Source organism: Paenibacillus rigui (assembly GCF_002234615.1).
Lineage (GTDB): Bacteria > Bacillota > Bacilli > Paenibacillales > NBRC-103111 > Paenibacillus_S > Paenibacillus_S rigui.
The window spans coordinates 108,858-126,521 of sequence record NZ_NMQW01000052.1; the positions used below are offsets into that span (position 1 = coordinate 108,858).

Sequence of the window (17,664 nt, forward strand, 5' to 3'; positions counted from 1 at the left end):
AGGGGGTCGCAGGTTAAACCTAATTCACGGCTGCGCTGCTGCCGCACCCGTGGTTGACTTCAACAATTCAATATAAGGCGGGACCGGCAAGCCGAATTGTACGAAGGTATAGAGCTCCTGATACAGATGGGTATCCGGTTCAAGGTCCTTGTCGGTCCAGCCGGGCTTATCCTTGAAGCTGTCCGGCCCTATTTTATACACCTCGCCTTTGATGTGATGATGCGGACCTAACAGATTGCGGCAGCTGTTCACCAGCTCCAGCTCGATCATATTCTCGCCATTGCGTAGTAATGACCCGACTTCGGCCTCATAAGGCTCCCACAGGAAAGCCTTCATCTCCTGACCGTTAACGCGCAGCCGGCAGACAATCGTATCCGGCGGTGCCGGGAATACCCATTTCGCAGCTGTCCAATCGTCCCGGTTCAAATGAAACCGCTGCTGCATGATCAGCTTGCCCGCAAAGAACGGGAAGCCTTGGCGCACGAGGTCCCCGCTGTACACAACCGCAGGCGGCTCTGTCAGAACGAATGGTCCGTCGGTAGTCACCGCACGACGCTCTGCATCAGCGTAGGAAGACAATGCCTTCACACCGAAATCACCGAGAATATAAATGCTTTCAATTTCGGTATCGAACGTCAGCTTATTCCCTTCGGTTTCGAACTTGGCCGCGCGTTCCAGCGCCTCATATGTCTCTGGTGAGTTCGCAAAGTAAGACTTGAGACGAAGGGTGTTATTGCCCTTTACAGCTCTACCGCTGATGTTCACTTTGTGGAAGGAAGTATCTCTCCACCAACCGCAGCTAGACGGTTCCACCGGATGTCCGTTGAGCTCTATCGTGCTGTGCTCCGGGTTCTCCATCACGAGATATAGCTCGCGGGCAACTTGTGTATCAAACTCTACATGGAATTGAAACTCCAATTCGATCGGTACCGACTGGCCGATGGCTAGTAATTGGTCTTGCACAAAAATAACCGGTTGCACATCCGACCATTCCCCTTCATCCACACGCAGCCGGCATGTATCCAGCGTCAAGCTGTTCGGCTCTGCATGGGAAATCGTCCAAGGCCCATCCAGTGCCACTCGTTGAACGAGTGCGCCATACGTGCTGTCAGCAGCGGCTTGTTCCTGGTGCCCCTCCAGCCCTACGGGCACAGGAACGAGCTTCAGCATGCGGGATTGAGCCGGGTGGAGAGTTAGTGTTACACTTACCCCCGACTCCGTTTCTTTGAACTGTTGAGGTATCACAGCTCCCGATTCCAAATCAACTAGGCTTACGGTTCCTTTGCGCGCTAGCTCCGCTCGTACTTCCGGGTAAACCTCCTCGCCGGAGTTCACCAGATAATAAAGGTAAGCTCCGTCCAGCTCCAGCGTTTGTACGTTGATTGCATCCGAAGCTAACGGCCGTCCCTCCCGATCCGTCAATCGCACGAAGGGCTTTACCACGGTGGACACGGCACGCAGCACCGCTTCCAAATTCCATTCCGGCTGCAGCGCCTTACCGATCAGTTGACCGATCTCTGCATTCACTTCTCCATTGATCAACGTTGGAAAAGGAGAGAAAGCAATCAGACTTCCTCCCTGCCGGACGAATTGCTTCAATAAATGTACAGTCATCCGGTTGAGCGTGACACTTGGCGGAATAATAACTGCTTTATAGGCAGCCTTCCCTACAAAGAATTTGTCGCCTATGACTTTACCGTGCCGTTCAATGATCCCTTCACTGCCGTAATCATGCTCAATTAGTGTCTGGCACATCCAGCGCGAAAGCTGCGCAAAGGACTCGTGGTAAGGCACGATTGACGAAGAATCCTTATCCTGCTGCTCTACCCACGCCGAACGGATCGGGTGCAGGAGCAGTACCTCTGCTTGACGGCTTCCTTCCGCCAACAGCATGGATAACCGGGCGAAGTAATCGTTGAACATGCGATAATCTTCCCACCATGGCTGCTGATAAAATAAGGAAGGCGGATAATCCCGTTTGCGCAAGCCCTTCAATGTGTAGCCCTGCAAATGCTGGCACAACAAATTAATACCGTGAACGAACTGCCACTCGCCGATTCTTTTTAAATCTTGAAAGCTGACATTCCAGCCCGAACAACCGAAGGATTCTGTGATCGCCTGTTTTTTTCCCAGCTGATGCGTCACGGAACTGACTTGCTTCGGAACCAGCGGTTCAGCATCCACGAAACGGCCAAGCCAATCGCAGCCCGGTATTTGCAAATATTCATAGAAGGCCATCGGATCACCAACAGAAGTAACCTGATTCATTAAGGTTTGCTCATCCACCACGTGCCCAGTAGCTGACCAGCCTTTACTGTGACACCAATCTCCGATTTGTTTGGCATAGGCCTCGGTGAACATCGTCGTCACACATGCCCAATAATCGTAGCGGGCTTTGCTGCACCCCTCAGCTGCAATGAATAAAGCCGGAAGCACATCTTTCAGATCATAGCCGTACCTGGAGGCAAAAACGGCTTCCAAATCAAAGGACCACGGCATCTGCCCGCGTGCAAATTGCGGTTCATCCGTGAACATCCCTTTCAGCTGAGCCCCGAACGCCTCCCCGAAGCGTTCCCAGTACACTTCATACGTGGATTCGATAAATGCCTGAACCGCTTTTGTGCTAAGCGTATCGATATAGTAAGGATTGACGTCATAATAAAGCCTTAAATCGGCGTCTTCCGCGTCCGACTCTGTTAACAAGCGGTATCCCTGCTCTGATTTCGCATAGAAAGCAATCGTTCTTTCCATGGGCTGCTGAAAAGGAGCTTCTTCGAAGCACAGTCTCTTCTGCTGGTAAGCGAGCCCCAGCGCGGGCACCTTGCCGTCTGCGAATCCGCTCGGCCACCCGTTCTCATCATACAACCAGGGCTCCATCCCTAGCTCCTTGCCCTTTTCAATACAGGTGCGGACAGCTTCCATCCATTCCTCACCCATATAAGGTGTTTTCAATCCGCCACGTGCATGCATGAAAAAGCCGCCGATACCCGCTTTATGCATCTCTTCTATTTGCCGTACCAACTCGTCGTTCTCCAGCTTATCATTCCACGACCAGAACGGAACGGTTCGGTACCGGGCCGGAGGATGCTGAAGCTTAACCCAGATGGACAATGTCATTCACCTCATTCGAATCCTCTTATTCATATTTGATGCTAATTCTCCGGACCATAGACTTCAAATTCATAAATCGAATATCCATATTGCGTAGCACGCTGCGTACCGTACATCCGTACATAACGGGCCTCGGTTTCAGGGAAACGGATTTCCTCCAATCCGCCCTTGCCATCCGTTGTACGATATACATCCGTCCAATGCTCCGCATCCCCGGATATTTGAATCTGATAGCTCTTGCCATAAGCAGCCTCCCAGAACAGCTTCACCGTATCAATGGGTTTCATGCTTCCGAGATCCACGTATATCCAACCCGGATCCACACCGCGCGCCGATCCGAATCGTGTGGTCAGATCTCCGTCAAAAGCCAGCGGCGCCGTTCCTGCCGAACCCTCGACACCTACACTCGGTTGATTCAGTGCCAGGTTCGTCCTTGGCTTGGGCTCCTCCGTTTGCTCAGGCTTGATCTTCAATTTATCGTAATATTGTTTATTCAAAATATTCATTTCGGTTAAGTTCGTCGCCGGTTTGTCTTGGCCGGGCATCACTATATTATCGAAGGTAACATGGTTGAAGCTTGCGCCTTCCAATCCCGTGAGTTTGGCAAAAGTCATGCCTTTGTCCCGCACGTTCACATCCTTGACGGTCACGTTAGTAACCGGAGCCACGCCAAGCGGGCTATGCTGAATGACAAAGGCCAGCCACGTACGATTCCCCGCATTCGTGTAGCTTAATTTTTCAATATCGATATTTTCGAAAGTAAAATTTTTTGCCTCAGCCGATCCGTGTCGATGGTCAATTCCAATGCCGACAGAGGCATCATAGACCACGCCGTCTCGAAAGGTGACGTTCTTTTGATCTTGAATCATGCCCTGCCCGATTTTAAAGCCATAGCAAATCGTCCAAGAAATCAAGTCCTCAAACAAGACGTTTTTCACCGGCTCCGGTTTACCCGGCCAAGGGGTTTTTCCTGCAACAATATCGGTATCGGCTGCCCATGTTTTCGTTGTAAAAGGATCGTCCAGACTAATGCCGATGGCATGCCGGACGACGACATTTTGCGATTCACAAATATCGATGCCATCGTTCTCCCCCATACTAAGGCTGTTGAACATCTTCAGGTTGGTGAACGTCAAATCGTTGGAGCGGGCCGGTGTAATCGCCCAGGCAGAAGAGTTTCGGGTAGTGATGCCGTCCAGCGTAAAGTGACTCGTTGCAACAGGTACGATCAGATTGTTGATCATCTTATCCTTGCTCAGCGCTTCCCCGTTGCCGTCGATCGTCCCGCGTCCGTAGATTTTAATGCGATCCGAACCGAATTCTGTGGAAATCCACCAGGTAACCGGCTTATTGACGGAATTTTTAAACCAGTTTTCCGTATAGTCCGCTTTCTTGCCCGTACTTACTAAGCCCGCGCCGGGGGCCAAATAAAGCGAGGTATTGCTTCGCAATATCAAGTTTCCGATAAAGTACGTGCCAGGAGGAACATAGACGATACCTGGCTTTTCTTTGGTACCGTAAGCGGCCGCATCATTAATGGCCTTCTGAATCGCCGCTGTATTTTGTTTATCGAAGCCGTCGCTGTTCTTCCCGCTTCTCGCTCCATACCCGGCATCCGTCACATTAAAAATGCCTTCGCCGGAAGCCTTCGGAGCATCGGTTTCCTCCGGGTCGGCCGCGATAACGACGCGCTTCTTATTGTTTATTTTCAAAATCAGATACTCGTTGTTAGGTACGGTGAAGGTGAGCTTGTTTCCTTCGATAGTCCCCGTGATACCCAGCTTTTGTGGACTGATGCCGTACGAACTAATACTGCTGTCCCCGAGTGCCGTTACCTCGAAGGTAACATAGCCCCGCGACATCGAGAACGTGGCATAATCATAATCGTTTGTATTGGTTACAACCGGAACAGCTACGCCATTCGCTTTGACGGAGTAATCCTTGGAAATACTATAGATAAAAGGCTGCTGATAAGCGTAGATGGTTGCTTCTGTGCCCGATTCGGCTGCCGTAACACTTCCAGCGGGAATAACTAGAATGGATGCAAGGAGTGTTGCCGCCAATACTACGCAAAGCCAAGCTCTCATAGTGGACATGATTAATCCCCTCCCAAGGGTATGCAAAATATGTTCCACCTGCCGACCGATATCATTGCTTACCAGGTATACAACCTTCTAGCCCTCCAAACAAAGCTTAATCAAATCATCCACATGAGCCGTGGCCAGACATTCCACCGTATCTGCAGATCCGTAATAAATTTTGACTTCGCCATCCTCCTCCAAAACCATGCCTCCCGGGAAAATCACGTTGTTGCGGAATCCGCCGTCGGTTTCATAGCTCACTTCAGGGGCCAGTAAAGGCTGCTTGTGCATCCCGATGATCTTCTTTGGATTGTGCAGATCAAGCAGCATGATCCCTGCGGTGTATCTTTTCTTCCAGGTCGGTTCCCAACCGTTCTTGCCTCTTGCCGGATCGATATCCACGGCGTGGAACAAGGTTAACCAGCCTTTGTCGGTTTTGACCGGAGGTGCGGCCGGGCCGATTTTATCATTGGCAAAAGGTACTTGCTCTACGGCAAGCAAAAGGTCGGAATTCCCCCAAAACTTCAAATCCGGAGATTCTGAAATCCAGGTGTCGAAACGATCCAAGCCGCCGCGGCTGTAGACAGTGAAGGGTCTCTCCAGACGGACGTAATGACCGTTAATTTTCTCCGGGAACAGAACCATATTGCGCAGATCCGGTGTGGACAGGCTCAATACCTCAAAATGCACAAAATCATCGGTTACCGCAACGCCCCCTCGAATTCCATGCAGGGTGTCAACCGCAAAGCACATATAGCAGCGCCCGTCGATGACTGTCAAGCGAGGGTCATACGCACGAACGATTTCTTCATCGTGCATTTTGAAGCAGGGCTTGGGGCCTGCCTCCCAATGAATACCGTCTTCGCTAAACGCAATGCCCAAATCCGTCGTATGGTGAGGCTCGATCGTATGGTCCTCCAGCGAACCGTAATCATTACGGAATACCATCACATATTTGCCGTTGAACTTGGTCACCCCGGCATTGAATACAAGCGCCGTAGGGTACGGCACTCGGGCCGCGTCCAGAATCGGGTTCGCCGGGTGACGGTGGATCACCTTGCTGGAAGTTAATGCGCCAATGTTCGGTAACGTCATCATAAATAAGTCCTCCTATGTCAATAACTTGGAATGCGTTATCATCCATTTAGTAAGTACAAGCTCCAACCATTAACCTTTCAAAGACCCCGCCGTCATTTGCATGAACGACTTATTCGCAAAGATATACACAATAAGAATCGGAAGGATCGATAAGCAAGCGCCTGCCATCATATAATGCGTCTGCGATGCCGCAGCGATACCGTACTTCAGATTCGCCAGACCGACGGTGAGTGTCTGCAGCTTCGGCTTGCTCATCGTAAAGACGAAGGGAAGCAAATATTCATTCCAGGCTCCGCGGAACGTGAACAACGCGCTTACACCGAGTCCTGGGGTAAGCAGTGGAATAATAATTTTCCAGAACGTTCCCCCGCGGGAGCAGCCGTCAATACGGGCGGCTTCGTCCAGCTCCTTCGGTATGCCGCTCATGAAGCTGAGAAGAATAAAGAACGTCGAAGCGTGCGCGCTGATCAGTATCAGGACGACACCCCATAACGTATTGTGCAATTGTAATTTGATCATCAGCTCGAACTGAGGCCTTAATACGACCGCGCCAATGGCGACAAACATTGTGAACGCCTGAATGCCGACATACCATTTCTTCCCGGCAAAGTCCATTCGGTTCACGACATAGGCTGCCATAGAAGATACGAGCAAAGTACCGGCTGTAGTCATCACGGCAACAAATAAGCTGTTCTTCGTATAGGTTGAGAAATTAGCTTTGTTCCAGGCTTCGATATAGTTTCCGAACTGCCAGCTAGACGGCAGAAGCGTAGCCCCTGTCGTTAACTCAATATTCGTCTTGAATGAGCCCAGAATCGTGATGACCACGGGAAATAGCGTTAGCAAGGTTACTAGCAGCAGAAAAATCCATAAGACGATTTTCCATATGATTCTCATGATGCGGCCCTCCTCAATCGTTATGGTTCAACCGTTTTGAACCAAAGAAATAAAGTATGGTAATGATTCCAACGATAACTGCCGTTACAAAGGCGACGGCACTGCCATAACCGATTTCTTGTACTTGCGTTGCCGCCCCCGTTCCCGCCGTAGGGAAAAACAGCTTATATACGTACAGGAACATGACGCTCGTCTTCCCGATCGGTCCGCCGTCCGTCAGCACCATAATGCTCTCATAGCCTTTGAGTGCGTTAATGATCGCGAGCATAATAATCATTTGCAGTACCGGCCCCAGCATTGGAATGGTGATATAACGGAACTGCTGGAGTTTATTCGCCCCGTCCAGCGACGAGCTCTCATACACATCCTCTGGAATGTTCTGAAGCCCTGCCAAAAAGAGCAGCATATAGTTGCCGACAGCTCCCCATACGGCGACGATAATGACCGTCAGCATCGAATGATCAACGCCCAACCAATCCACGGCTCCGTGAATCACCTTATATTTCATAAGAAACTGATTTAAAATTCCGTTGTACGAATTGAAAATGGTAAAGAACACAACGGCCATCACAGCCGTGCTGATGATCGTAGGCATGAAGAAAATTGCCCTCATCACATTTCGTCCCTTGATTCCCCGATTGAGGATTACAGCCAAAATTAAAGCGAGCGGAATCGAAATCGCAAGCTTCCCGCCAGCGTAAATAAAGGTGTTGACCACGGAATTCCAAAATTCGTGATCCTCCATCACCCGGCTGAAATTGTCCAGCCCGATAAATCTCTCTTGCCCATAGCCCTTATAGTCATAGAACATATACCTCATTGCCCAGAAAATCGGATAAATTCCAAGGACTGCGGTCAGAATAAAGCTGGGCAGTAAAAAGCTGTATGAAAACGCATGAATCTTGGCTTTATTCATCTCCCACTCCACTCCTTACAGCATATTAGGATAGATAAGGATGGGGCTTTGCTCCCCATCCCCCGTTCTTCCTTTATTTATTTGGCGTATTTCCCCGCTAAGTTGGCCGGATTGAAGTCAGGCATCGGCGCTGCCTTCACGTCCCCTTTGGCTACCGCCGCCTCCAACGCCGCATTGTAACGTGTATTCAAATCCTTGATGACCGCATCCAGGTCGCCGCCGCTAAGCATGTATTTGAAGAAAGCGTCATCGGACTTCATGCCCTGTACCGCAACGGACGGGGTGACCGGCCAAACACCGTCATATTTGTTTGGCAGGAAGCCGTCGATGCCCTTCACTTCCGGTTTTTTGGCTGCCGCACTGACCGATGGCACCATCGAAATGCCGAAGCCTTTTTCCTGATACTGTTGAAGAATCGTATCGCCGTACATATACTGCATGAACTTCCATGCGGCGTCCTTTTTCGCCGTTTTGGCACTCAATGCAAGCCACTGTCCGCCCAGGAAGCCGGAGGCACCGTTGAATTTACCGTCAATCGACGGCACCGGCGCCGCAGCCCAATCGATTTTGGCCGGGAATTGCGATTGGTACACGCCCGCTTCCGCCGAGAAGGACAAGTACATCCCGATTTTGCCTTCCGCAAATTGAGCGCGAAGCGGATCAATATCGAGTGATTCTACACCCGGCAGCATGCTTCCGTCGTCCTTGATTTGCTTGAAGGCTTCAATAATCGGCTTCATGCCGGTGAAATCGTACTTCGCTGTCTTGAAATCATAGCCGAAGCCCCCGAAGCCGCTGACTTCCGCAATGACACGCGATGACCGGCCGAAGGCGCTGCCGGGATTTTTGAAATTCTGGGCGAAGCCGTAAGCACCAGTTGCTTTGCCCGCCTGTGTGAGCTTCTTCGCATCTTCGACAAGCTCAGCCAACGTCGTCGGAGGGCTTTGAATGCCAGCCTTGGCAAAAAGCTCTTTATTGTAAATCAAGCGCATCGTCGTGCCATAGTTCGGCAGACTGTATCTTTTGCCCTCAAAAGTGTTCAAATTAGCCATTTCCGGGAATTTCTTCTTCATGTCGTCATTCAGGAATTCATCGATCGGTGCCAGAAAGCCCTTTTTGTAGAAGGTCTGGATCGTATTTTCTTTTACCCGGATCACATCGGGCGGTTCATTGGTTTGAAACGACAGGTCCAATGCCTGATCGAAGTCGTCGCCTTTAATGACCAGCTCTACTTGGATGTTGTCTTGATTCGTAGCGTTAAATTTATCGACAATCTCTTTAATATACTCGGAATCGTGGCGATCGCCTGTCCAATAGCTGATTTTCGTTTTTTCTCCCCCAGCCGGCTTTGAGCCGGTGCCGGAAGCTGCCGGGCCGTTACTGCATGCTGCCATACTTCCAGCAAGAACCAGGCTTAGCGATGTGAATAGAACACGTTGTTTCATAAAGTGTTGCCTCCCCTTGTTATTCGATTATCTCTTTCGTTTTCCATTATAGTTCCGATCTAGGAATTGCATAATACGGTAAACTCCACACGGAGGGCAGAATTCTATATCAATTTGCAAAAAAAACAACCCTAAGCCCGGCGAATGGAATGCCGAACCCCAGATTGTTTCTCCTTTGGCGTTCATTTACTTGTCCTCTTCAGGCTCCACTGCAGGGATGGCTTTTCCCGTACTATAGAGCTTGAACTCGGACGGAGTCATATTCGTATGCTTCTTAAATACTTCGCTAAAATACCGCCTATGCTCGTAGCCAAGTGCCTGGGCGATTTCCTGCACCTGATACCCGTCAATCAGCATGGTTCTAGCCCTCTCCATCCGCTGATGAATGACGAATTGCTGGAACGAAATGCCGAGCACTTTTTTGAACAGGTTCGAGAAATATCCCGGACTTAAATTGATCTGCTTCGCGCAGTGCTCCAAAGTCAGATTCAAATGAAGATTCGCGGAGATATAGTCTTTTGCCTGATGTATGATTTTGGTCGATTCATCGGAACGCTCATGCTCAATCCAGCCGCAAGCTTCCATACAGAGGGTTTTCACCGTTTCCGTCATGTTTTGAAAGGAATAATAACCTTTGCCGACATGGAATCCGTTCTCTAATGCCTGCACCTTTTCTTGCGGAAATTGCTCCAGCATGACCCGGCAAATTTTGGCCGACAGCTCGTAGCACAAATTCTCCACATATTGCGGCTCCGGCAGCGGATCAGCCATCAGGAGCTCATTAAAAATTTGCTCCAATATAAGCTGGCATTTGTCCTTATTGCCGGCCCGTAAAGCGAATAAAAATTGCTGCTCGGTTGCAACCGAATAATTCGGCATCCTCTGCTGCTTGGGCGCAACGTCATGATAGCTGTTCACCACGTTCCCCTCCGTGTAGAATCGGTACGAAAGTGCGTGGAGTGCCTGCTGATAAGCCTGAGGCAGCTCGGAGATTGTACGGACGCAAAGCCCAACGCCAATCGATATCGTAGTATGCGTGAATTGAAAAATGTTGGCGCAGCAAGCCTCGGAAATTTGTTCAGCTTCCTGATTGTCCGAGCAATTGATAAGACAAACAAACCGGTTCATGGCTTCGTCGAAAACAATACCCTTGGTCTGGTTGGCAATGGTTTCCTCCAATATGTTGCGCAGGCTAAAACGGATCAGCTCCACTTCCTTCGCCGGCTGACGGCTATATTTGTCCATAAACCGGTCCAGCTCTACGATGAATACAGTAAAATCATTCGGCGCCAATTCGATGCCCAGCTTCCCCCATTGAACCAGAGCCCGCGCTTCATTCGCAGGGTGATGCACGAGGAGCGAGACGTATTCCTGCTGTAACCTGGGCAAGCTTTTTCGCGCATGGCTCTCGAGCTCGAGGAGCTTAGTCTGCTCTTCCTTCTCCTGCACAAACGCTTCCTTCGCTTTAAGAACCGCATTGACGATTTCATCGAGCGAGAACGGTTTCTTGACAAAGTCGAACGCGCCCAGGCGGATGGCCTGCTGCGTGTAGGAAAAATCCGTATAGGCACTCAAAATGACAATTTTAATCGCCGGAGATACTTCAAGAATCGATTGGGTCATCGCAAGACCGTCCATTCTCGGCATCCGTATATCGGTTAGTACAATATCAGGCCGGGTCTCTTGTACGATTTGAAGCCCTTCCTCGCCATCCATAGCTGTGCCGACGACTTCAATCCCGTATTCATGCCACGGCGGCTTTCGTTCAATCATATCAACGACACTCCGAATATCGTCAATAATGCATAGTCTGATCATACGATGGTCATCCATAGGTCCCACCCTCTCCATTTCTTAGCGGTATCCATAAATCTGTCCGTGAGCCACCGCCCGGGCTGCCGAACATCTCGATGCTAGCCGCCTCTCCATAATACAGATGCAGTCGGTTCACAATATTGTACAAGGCATAGCCTTTCTTGGAGGTTGTTTGATGTACCATCGATTGCTGTATGCTATCCATATTCATGCCTACGCCGTTGTCTTGAATGATGATGTGAAGCTTCCCCTGCTCCTGTAGTACCTGCAGGTCAATCGTTCCTCCCGATCTGCGGTTATTGAATCCGTGCTGAATACTGTTCTCAATGATGGGCTGCAGCAATATTTTGGGCACAATGCATGACAATAGCCTGTCATCACTCACCTTCATGTGATATTCGAACAATCCTTCATAGCATTTTTGCTGGATCGCACAATATTGCTGCACATGGGACAGCTCATCCTCCAATGTGTTCCAATCCTTGCCCCCGCTTAAGCCGAGCTGAAACATGTGAGACAACGCCAGAATCATCTCATTGACATCGTTATTTTCCCCCATCATCGACTTGCAATAAATCGTGTTTAACGTGTTATACAAAAAATGCGGCTCCATTTGCGCTGTTAAGGCCCGCATTTCCGCCTGCCGCTTCCCCGCTTCACTCGTTCTCACATCGTCGATCAGTCGATTGATTTCATCGAGCATCCGGTTAAACTGGAAGCCTACTTGAGCCACTTCATCATGATACCGGCTCTGAAATCGGACAGAAAGCTTCGTGTCCTCTACTTCTCTCATCAGTCGCTGCAGCTTAAACAGCGGCTTTAGCAGCAGCGCGGTTAAACGGTTCGATAACAGCCACGAAGTGAATAAAAAAACGAGCATGATATATACCGTGGTTCGCTGCACGCCATTCATTTGCTCAAGGAGCTTATCCTTTGGCTGAATGCCGAACAAACGCCAATCCTTCACCATTGCGGATCTTGTAAAATTCACAAGATATTCCGTTTGATCGAAGGTGTGGAAGAAAGAACCTTGATTATGGTTCGAGGTGCTATTCAGAAAGAGCTCGTCCCTTACCAGGCTGTGCCCGGAGGACCATGACGTCCGAATGACCTCCTCCCCCTTGGCATCGACAACAAAGAAATTGTTATCGTTCCGGGAGGAGTGTTTATTTAACAAGCCGATCAAGCCTGTCTCGTTAATGTTCACTACAATAAATACCTTCGGATTCGTAAAAGTATCTTGCGTTCCTCTCGTTACATAGGAAAGCACCCTTTTATCCCCGGTAAACAATTTGTCCGTATGACCCTTCTCCCAAAGTCCTCCCTCTATATCCTTCATCTCGTAATACAGACTGGATTCATAAAATGATTGCGTTTGTGACCGTCGCTGCGAGGTTGAATAAAAATCTCCGATCGGCGTAGCAATTAGAATATGCTCAATCAGCGGATCGTTATAGCTGAGCTGTGAGAACACATATTGAAACTCCGACAAATGGACGTAATAATTAGCAATGTTGCTGCTCTCCACATCCTTCATCATCTGTTTGAAGGCATCACTGAACATCAGGGATCGGACGGTTACGGCGATGCTGTTCAGCTTGTCGTCCATAATCTGGGCTGTTTTGTCCACATTTTCCTGACTCGAGGCGAACGCATTTTTTTGCAGCTCTTTGGAGGCGATCCAATAAGATGACGTCCCCACCACCCCAATAGCCAAAATAATCAAAATAATGAACGTGATTCTGATTCTCTGTTTAAAGGATATACCATAGAACAGATCCTCGAACCTTAACTTAACGCGAGACATCCATCCGTTGTTCATTTATTTTTCTCAGCATCCTTTCCGTTTTGTATGGGCTGATTAGGCACAAAGGGGCCAGTACATCGATGCAGATTTATTGTACATTATATCCGGTTTATACACATCGTGTCTTGAAAAGATCGAAAACTGTCGAATGGGTTGCGTTGAACATGCCATAAAACAGGAAAAACGCCTTACGGCGCTTTTCGATGATTTTCTTGACCTTACCGGTAAACTCGGTAACAAGCTGTGCTTTATATCACATCCTAAAACCGAAACAGCAGTTACAATACATTTATCAAGCAAATGAGGTGAAGCTGACATGTTATATTCAAAAATTTTAGTAGCTTACGACGGTTCCGAAACTTCTGAAAGGGCGCTTGATTCCGCTTTGAAATTGGCCAAATTGAACCATTATTCTAAAGTGGATATCATTCATATTTTTAATCTTCCTGCCTATTTTGTAGGTACGGGTGTGTTTATACCTCCGGCTGCTGTTGAAGATAATTCCCATTATACCGAGCAGCTGATTGAAAAAATCAAAGAGGTTGTCGCTGATTTATCCAATATTCATATCGAAGTGAGAAATGGCGCAATTACGAAAGAAATACTAGGTTATGCGGAGGAGATTGGCGCAGAGCTCCTTATTGTGGGCAGCAGAGGACTGAGCGGCATTAGCGAATTCGTTCTCGGAAGTGTTAGCCATAACCTTGTCCAGCATGCAAAAATACCGGTCCTTGTCATAAAATGATGACTTAAAGACCCCCTCCTCTCTGTTCAATTATTTGAAACAAAGGAACTTTTGCACGTTTTATTACGTCACAAGGGTTCCTTCTTGTTTTGAACAGGCAAATTGAATCGCCTTTAAAGTAAATGGTCTATATTTGCAAAGTCATCCAATATAAACGTCCCCTGGTCCAAACGAACTTTTGTGATTGAACATTCGGCAACAAGTTTGCTTTGCTCAGCAATAAACCTATGGTGTATCTTACTCAGCTCCTCTTCGGTGATGACATTTACCAGGAAATCGGTGATCAAGCCTCCGTGAGTAACAACGATGATACCATCCAGCGGGTGATCCTTTGCCAAGTTTAGTAAGCATGAAGATAAACGTTCACCTGCTTTTCGTGCCGAATCGCCTACAGGTGGTGTATAATCTCGATCACTTGTACATCGATCCCATATTTCGACAAATTCCTCAAAGGTTTGCCCAGGTATGTCCCCCCAATTAGCACGTTCTCGTAAACGAACATCCTCTGATATTTTCGCTTTTAGTTCCTTTTCGATAATTTGAGCTGTTTGTTTGGCTCTTTTAAGCGGACTACATACAATGCTTTTTATTCTCAATTCACGGAATTGACGTGCGGTCACTTGAGCTTGAAATACACCATTTGACGAAATGGATACATCACCGATGCCTTTCTCTTTTATCGCATGCCTGACTAGGTAAAAATCTGTCAACAGAGCCTCACTCCTTCGTGATTTAGGGAGATAGCGTCACTACGTTGGCCGGGAATGCATTGACGGTTAGATCATTTATATAATATTCAATATTCGTATACCCCAGTCCACAATAATCCCCACTGGATTCCAATGTGCCATTCGCTGCTGTACTGCTGTTGGGATTGAGTCCCCTTGCCAGCTCCCAATCATCAGGCATGCCATCCCCATCCGTATCGGTAGGTGCGCCCGTTAATATAGGAGTCGGATATTGAAATTGAACACCGGTTGCCATTTGGTACGAATCAATGGTAGCTTTCTGTTCAGTAGAAGCTTCGGAATACGGCCTTGCCCCAGTAAGTGTTCCTGTGCCGGTCCTCGTTTCATTAGCAACCTGCTTATCAATAGCCGGTCTTTGCGACGTACTTATTCCTGCACCTGCATAATCAAGAACATGATGATATGAATCCTCTGAACTTTCGGCATTCGCTACCGTAGAGGTATTTACATTGTTTACAAGCACATTGAAGGGCACATCTGAACGGGTGTTTGCTTCCGTTTTACCGCTGGAGGCATTATAGGTAATCCCTGTCCAGTTATTTGAGGTAAATGTGCTGTAATTCGTGTTATCCTTATTTAGAAAACGATTACCTGTTAAATAAATGGAATAGTTTTGGGGATCTGTACCGCTGTCACCAACACTTATATAATTCCTCCCGCTGACTGTAGAAACGCCCATTTTCAAAGTATTATTTACATAATTCACATGGCCCAGGGTGCCATAGGCGGTTTGGGACGCCCAATTGTAAATAACATTATTTGTGAAATCAATCGTATTGGTACCCACTACTTTCCCTCTGAAATTTCTTGATACATTGTGAACGATCAGATTATGGTGACATGAAGCATTAGATCGTCCGAGCATGACTCCAAACCCATGAATTCCTTTGGAATGGTATGAAAATGAATTGGACGGACCGATAATGGAATACTGTACGGTGTAATTATCATTGGCGGAATAAAGTCCCCATTGTTCGTCATTTGCCCAGCCCATGGATACATGGTCCACAATAGAATTACTGCCATTCGCACCACCGAAGGCATCATAATCTGCAGTAGTTCCCCTCTCACCAGGTCTTGAACTGATAAAGCGAAGTATCACATTACTGCCGCCAAGACCGATTTTATAGTTTTTCAAGGTAATACCTGCGCCGCCGGGCGCCGTCTGCCCTGCTACGGTTACATTCGAGCTAACCACAACATCGCTTTGTAGTTCAATAGTTCCTCCTACTTTAAAAAGAACGATTCGATTGGAGCCGCTTACCGCATCCCGAAATGAGCCCGGACCGCTATCATTAAGATTTGTAACATAGACCACTTGGCCTCCTCTGCCACCTGAAGCAAACTTTCCCCCACCTTCTGCACCGGGAAATGCGATCACATTCGTCGCAGCTAATACATGTTGACTAGGGAGTGAAGAAAATGCAGCTGCTGCAGTAATGGCCAAGCTTGCTGCGATTGCACATGTTTTTTTAACTTTCAATGTATTCATTTTAAGCATAAGCAGCTCCTCCTAATATAGATTGCTTACATGAAATGCTCATCTAAGGATAAACGGCGCTTCGCCAACTTTCCAGATGGCATGCGTTTGTCAAGGTAGACGAAGGTCATCTGATGACCTCGGAAGCTTGTATCATCGGAAGCTTATTCCTTTTTTATCACTCCCCTCTAAACGAAAGCGCTTCCAATTTTCCTGGTATGTATCCTCCCTTACTGGCTCCTGAACTAGGTTCAGAATGAGACGGTTGTTGGGAGCTTAATCGACTTTGGGAAAATCAGAAGTAATCAGCTATATTGTAGCATAGTGAAAGGTGCGAATTTGGACAAAAAGCATCCAATATTGGCCATAAATTGCACTATTAGGGATATTATGGTTAAATTTGTTCCAAGCTTAAAGTTGCAATTTGTTTCAAAAGAAAAAGAGCCGAAGCTGCGGCCCTTTAATTCATAGGATTATGCATGGTCATTCATGCGGACTTATGTTAAGACTGCATAAAGGTCGGGTACCGCTCTCCCGCCGCGACTTCTTTCGGAGAAATGCGCTCAATATCCGCAAGCTCCTCAGCGGACAGTGTTATCTCCAGTGCGCCAAGATTTTCTTTAACCCGGTCTAGACGCTTCGTTCCGGGGATTGGAACGAGCTGCTCGGACTGTGCGAGCAGCCAAGCAAGTGCCAGCTGTGACGGCGTGCAGCCTTTGCGGGCAGCAAACTTCTCGATTAATACCACGACTTCCAGATTTTTAACGAAGTTATCGCCCTGGAAGCGAGGGAAAAAGCGGCGATAATCGTTTTCGGGCAGGTCGTCGAGGGTCCGGATTTGCCCCGTCAGGAAACCGCGGCCGAGCGGGCTGTACGGAACAAAGCCGATACCGAGCTCTTGCAGAACAGGCAGCACCTCATCCTCCACTTCGCGGCTCCATAGCGAATATTCAGTTTCTACTGCGGTTAGCGGATGGACCGCATGTGCGCGGCGAATCTGGTCGGGGGTAGCTTCCGATAACCCGATATAGCGTACTTTACCTGCCTGGACAAGCTCCGCCATAGCCCCTACCGTCTCCTCGATCGGTGTATACGGATCAATTCGATGCTGATAATATACGTCGATATAATCGATGCCAAGCTGAAGAAGACTGGCATCTACTGATTTTTTCACATAAGCAGGGTGTCCCTGTGTCTTCATTTCTGGCGAAACGATGCCGAATTTAGTCGCAATAACAGCTCTATCCCGGCGTCCTTTCAAGGCGCGGCCAACCATTCGCTCGTTGCCGCCAAACTCTCCTTTCATGAATCCATCACCGTAAATATCCGCCGTATCGAACAGTGTGACACCAAGATCAAGTGCTCCGTGAATGGTGCGTACCGACTCGTCGTTGTCCGGCATCATCATCGTGCCAAGGCCTAGGGCCGATACTTCAAGCCCGAGTCTTCCCAATTTTCGTTGTGCGATCTTATTTCCCATTCTAGTTTCCCTCTTTTCCGCAAGTTCGAATATGGATCGA

At 48.4% G+C, this 17,664-nt stretch carries 12 protein-coding genes; 1 reads left to right on the forward strand and 11 read right to left on the reverse strand.

Translation table 11 applies throughout. The features are described 5' to 3' along the window. Positions 1–24: 24 nt before the first annotated feature. The 8 genes from CF651_RS28030 to CF651_RS28065 form a co-directional block, all read right to left on the reverse strand. Positions 25–3,111 (reverse strand): glycosyl hydrolase, encoded by a 3,087-nt coding sequence (locus CF651_RS28030; RefSeq protein WP_179233028.1) that lies wholly within the window; start codon positions 3,109–3,111, stop codon positions 25–27. Positions 3,112–3,152: 41 nt separating this feature from the next. Next, positions 3,153–5,207, reverse strand: coding sequence for a discoidin domain-containing protein (locus tag CF651_RS28035; protein ID WP_094018161.1), 2,055 nt, complete (start codon positions 5,205–5,207; stop codon positions 3,153–3,155). A gap of 78 nt (positions 5,208–5,285) precedes the next feature. Continuing rightward, complete coding sequence (locus CF651_RS28040; protein WP_094018183.1) at positions 5,286–6,287, reverse strand: glycoside hydrolase family 130 protein; 1,002 nt, start codon at positions 6,285–6,287, stop codon at positions 5,286–5,288. Positions 6,288–6,359: 72 nt separating this feature from the next. Then, complete coding sequence (locus CF651_RS28045) at positions 6,360–7,187, reverse strand: carbohydrate ABC transporter permease (RefSeq protein ID WP_094018162.1); 828 nt, start codon at positions 7,185–7,187, stop codon at positions 6,360–6,362. Between the two features lie 13 nt (positions 7,188–7,200). Continuing rightward, positions 7,201–8,103 (reverse strand): carbohydrate ABC transporter permease, encoded by a 903-nt coding sequence (locus CF651_RS28050; protein ID WP_094018163.1) that lies wholly within the window; start codon positions 8,101–8,103, stop codon positions 7,201–7,203. A 77-nt stretch (positions 8,104–8,180) separates the two neighbouring features. Next, positions 8,181–9,548: an ABC transporter substrate-binding protein gene (locus tag CF651_RS28055; RefSeq protein ID WP_094018164.1), complete on the reverse strand. Its 1,368-nt coding sequence runs from the start codon at positions 9,546–9,548 to the stop codon at positions 8,181–8,183. A 186-nt stretch (positions 9,549–9,734) separates the two neighbouring features. Further along, positions 9,735–11,381, reverse strand: coding sequence for a response regulator (locus CF651_RS28060; protein WP_094018165.1), 1,647 nt, complete (start codon positions 11,379–11,381; stop codon positions 9,735–9,737). After that, a complete protein-coding gene (locus CF651_RS28065) occupies positions 11,374–13,185 on the reverse strand; it encodes a sensor histidine kinase (protein ID WP_094018166.1) in 1,812 nt (603 codons plus the stop codon). Before CF651_RS28065 ends, CF651_RS28060 begins: the two co-directional genes overlap by 8 nt. 301 nt (positions 13,186–13,486) lie before the next feature. On the opposite strand from CF651_RS28065, the gene CF651_RS28070 reads away from it, so the two are divergent. Further along, entirely contained in the window at positions 13,487–13,915 is a 429-nt protein-coding gene (locus tag CF651_RS28070; RefSeq protein ID WP_094018167.1) for a universal stress protein, read from the forward strand. 113 nt (positions 13,916–14,028) lie between these two features. Here CF651_RS28070 and CF651_RS28075 read toward each other — a convergent pair whose 3' ends face one another. The 3 genes from CF651_RS28075 to CF651_RS28085 form a co-directional block, all read right to left on the reverse strand. Next, positions 14,029–14,625 (reverse strand): histidine phosphatase family protein, encoded by a 597-nt coding sequence (locus CF651_RS28075; protein WP_245856187.1) that lies wholly within the window; start codon positions 14,623–14,625, stop codon positions 14,029–14,031. Positions 14,626–14,647: 22 nt separating this feature from the next. Next, positions 14,648–16,165 carry a dockerin gene (locus CF651_RS28080; RefSeq protein ID WP_094018169.1) on the reverse strand — a complete coding sequence of 506 codons (1,518 nt, stop codon included), beginning with the start codon at positions 16,163–16,165 and terminating at the stop codon, positions 14,648–14,650. A 481-nt stretch (positions 16,166–16,646) separates the two neighbouring features. Continuing rightward, positions 16,647–17,612: an aldo/keto reductase gene (locus CF651_RS28085; RefSeq protein WP_094018184.1), complete on the reverse strand. Its 966-nt coding sequence runs from the start codon at positions 17,610–17,612 to the stop codon at positions 16,647–16,649. Positions 17,613–17,664: the final 52 nt, after the last annotated feature.

Bases quoted from the DNA above. Each gene is read 5' to 3' on its own strand.
- CF651_RS28035 (WP_094018161.1), bottom strand. From the start codon at position 5,207: ATGTCCACTATGAGAGCTTGGCTTTGCGTAGTATTGGCGGCAACACTC.
- CF651_RS28040 (WP_094018183.1), bottom strand. From the start codon at position 6,287: ATGACGTTACCGAACATTGGCGCATTAACTTCCAGCAAGGTGATCCAC.
- CF651_RS28045 (WP_094018162.1), bottom strand. From the start codon at position 7,187: ATGAGAATCATATGGAAAATCGTCTTATGGATTTTTCTGCTGCTAGTA.
- CF651_RS28050 (WP_094018163.1), bottom strand. From the start codon at position 8,103: ATGAATAAAGCCAAGATTCATGCGTTTTCATACAGCTTTTTACTGCCC.
- CF651_RS28055 (WP_094018164.1), bottom strand. From the start codon at position 9,548: ATGAAACAACGTGTTCTATTCACATCGCTAAGCCTGGTTCTTGCTGGA.
- CF651_RS28060 (WP_094018165.1), bottom strand. From the start codon at position 11,381: ATGGATGACCATCGTATGATCAGACTATGCATTATTGACGATATTCGG.
- CF651_RS28065 (WP_094018166.1), bottom strand. From the start codon at position 13,185: ATGAACAACGGATGGATGTCTCGCGTTAAGTTAAGGTTCGAGGATCTG.
- CF651_RS28070 (WP_094018167.1), top strand. From the start codon at position 13,487: ATGTTATATTCAAAAATTTTAGTAGCTTACGACGGTTCCGAAACTTCT.
- CF651_RS28080 (WP_094018169.1), bottom strand. From the start codon at position 16,165: ATGCTTAAAATGAATACATTGAAAGTTAAAAAAACATGTGCAATCGCA.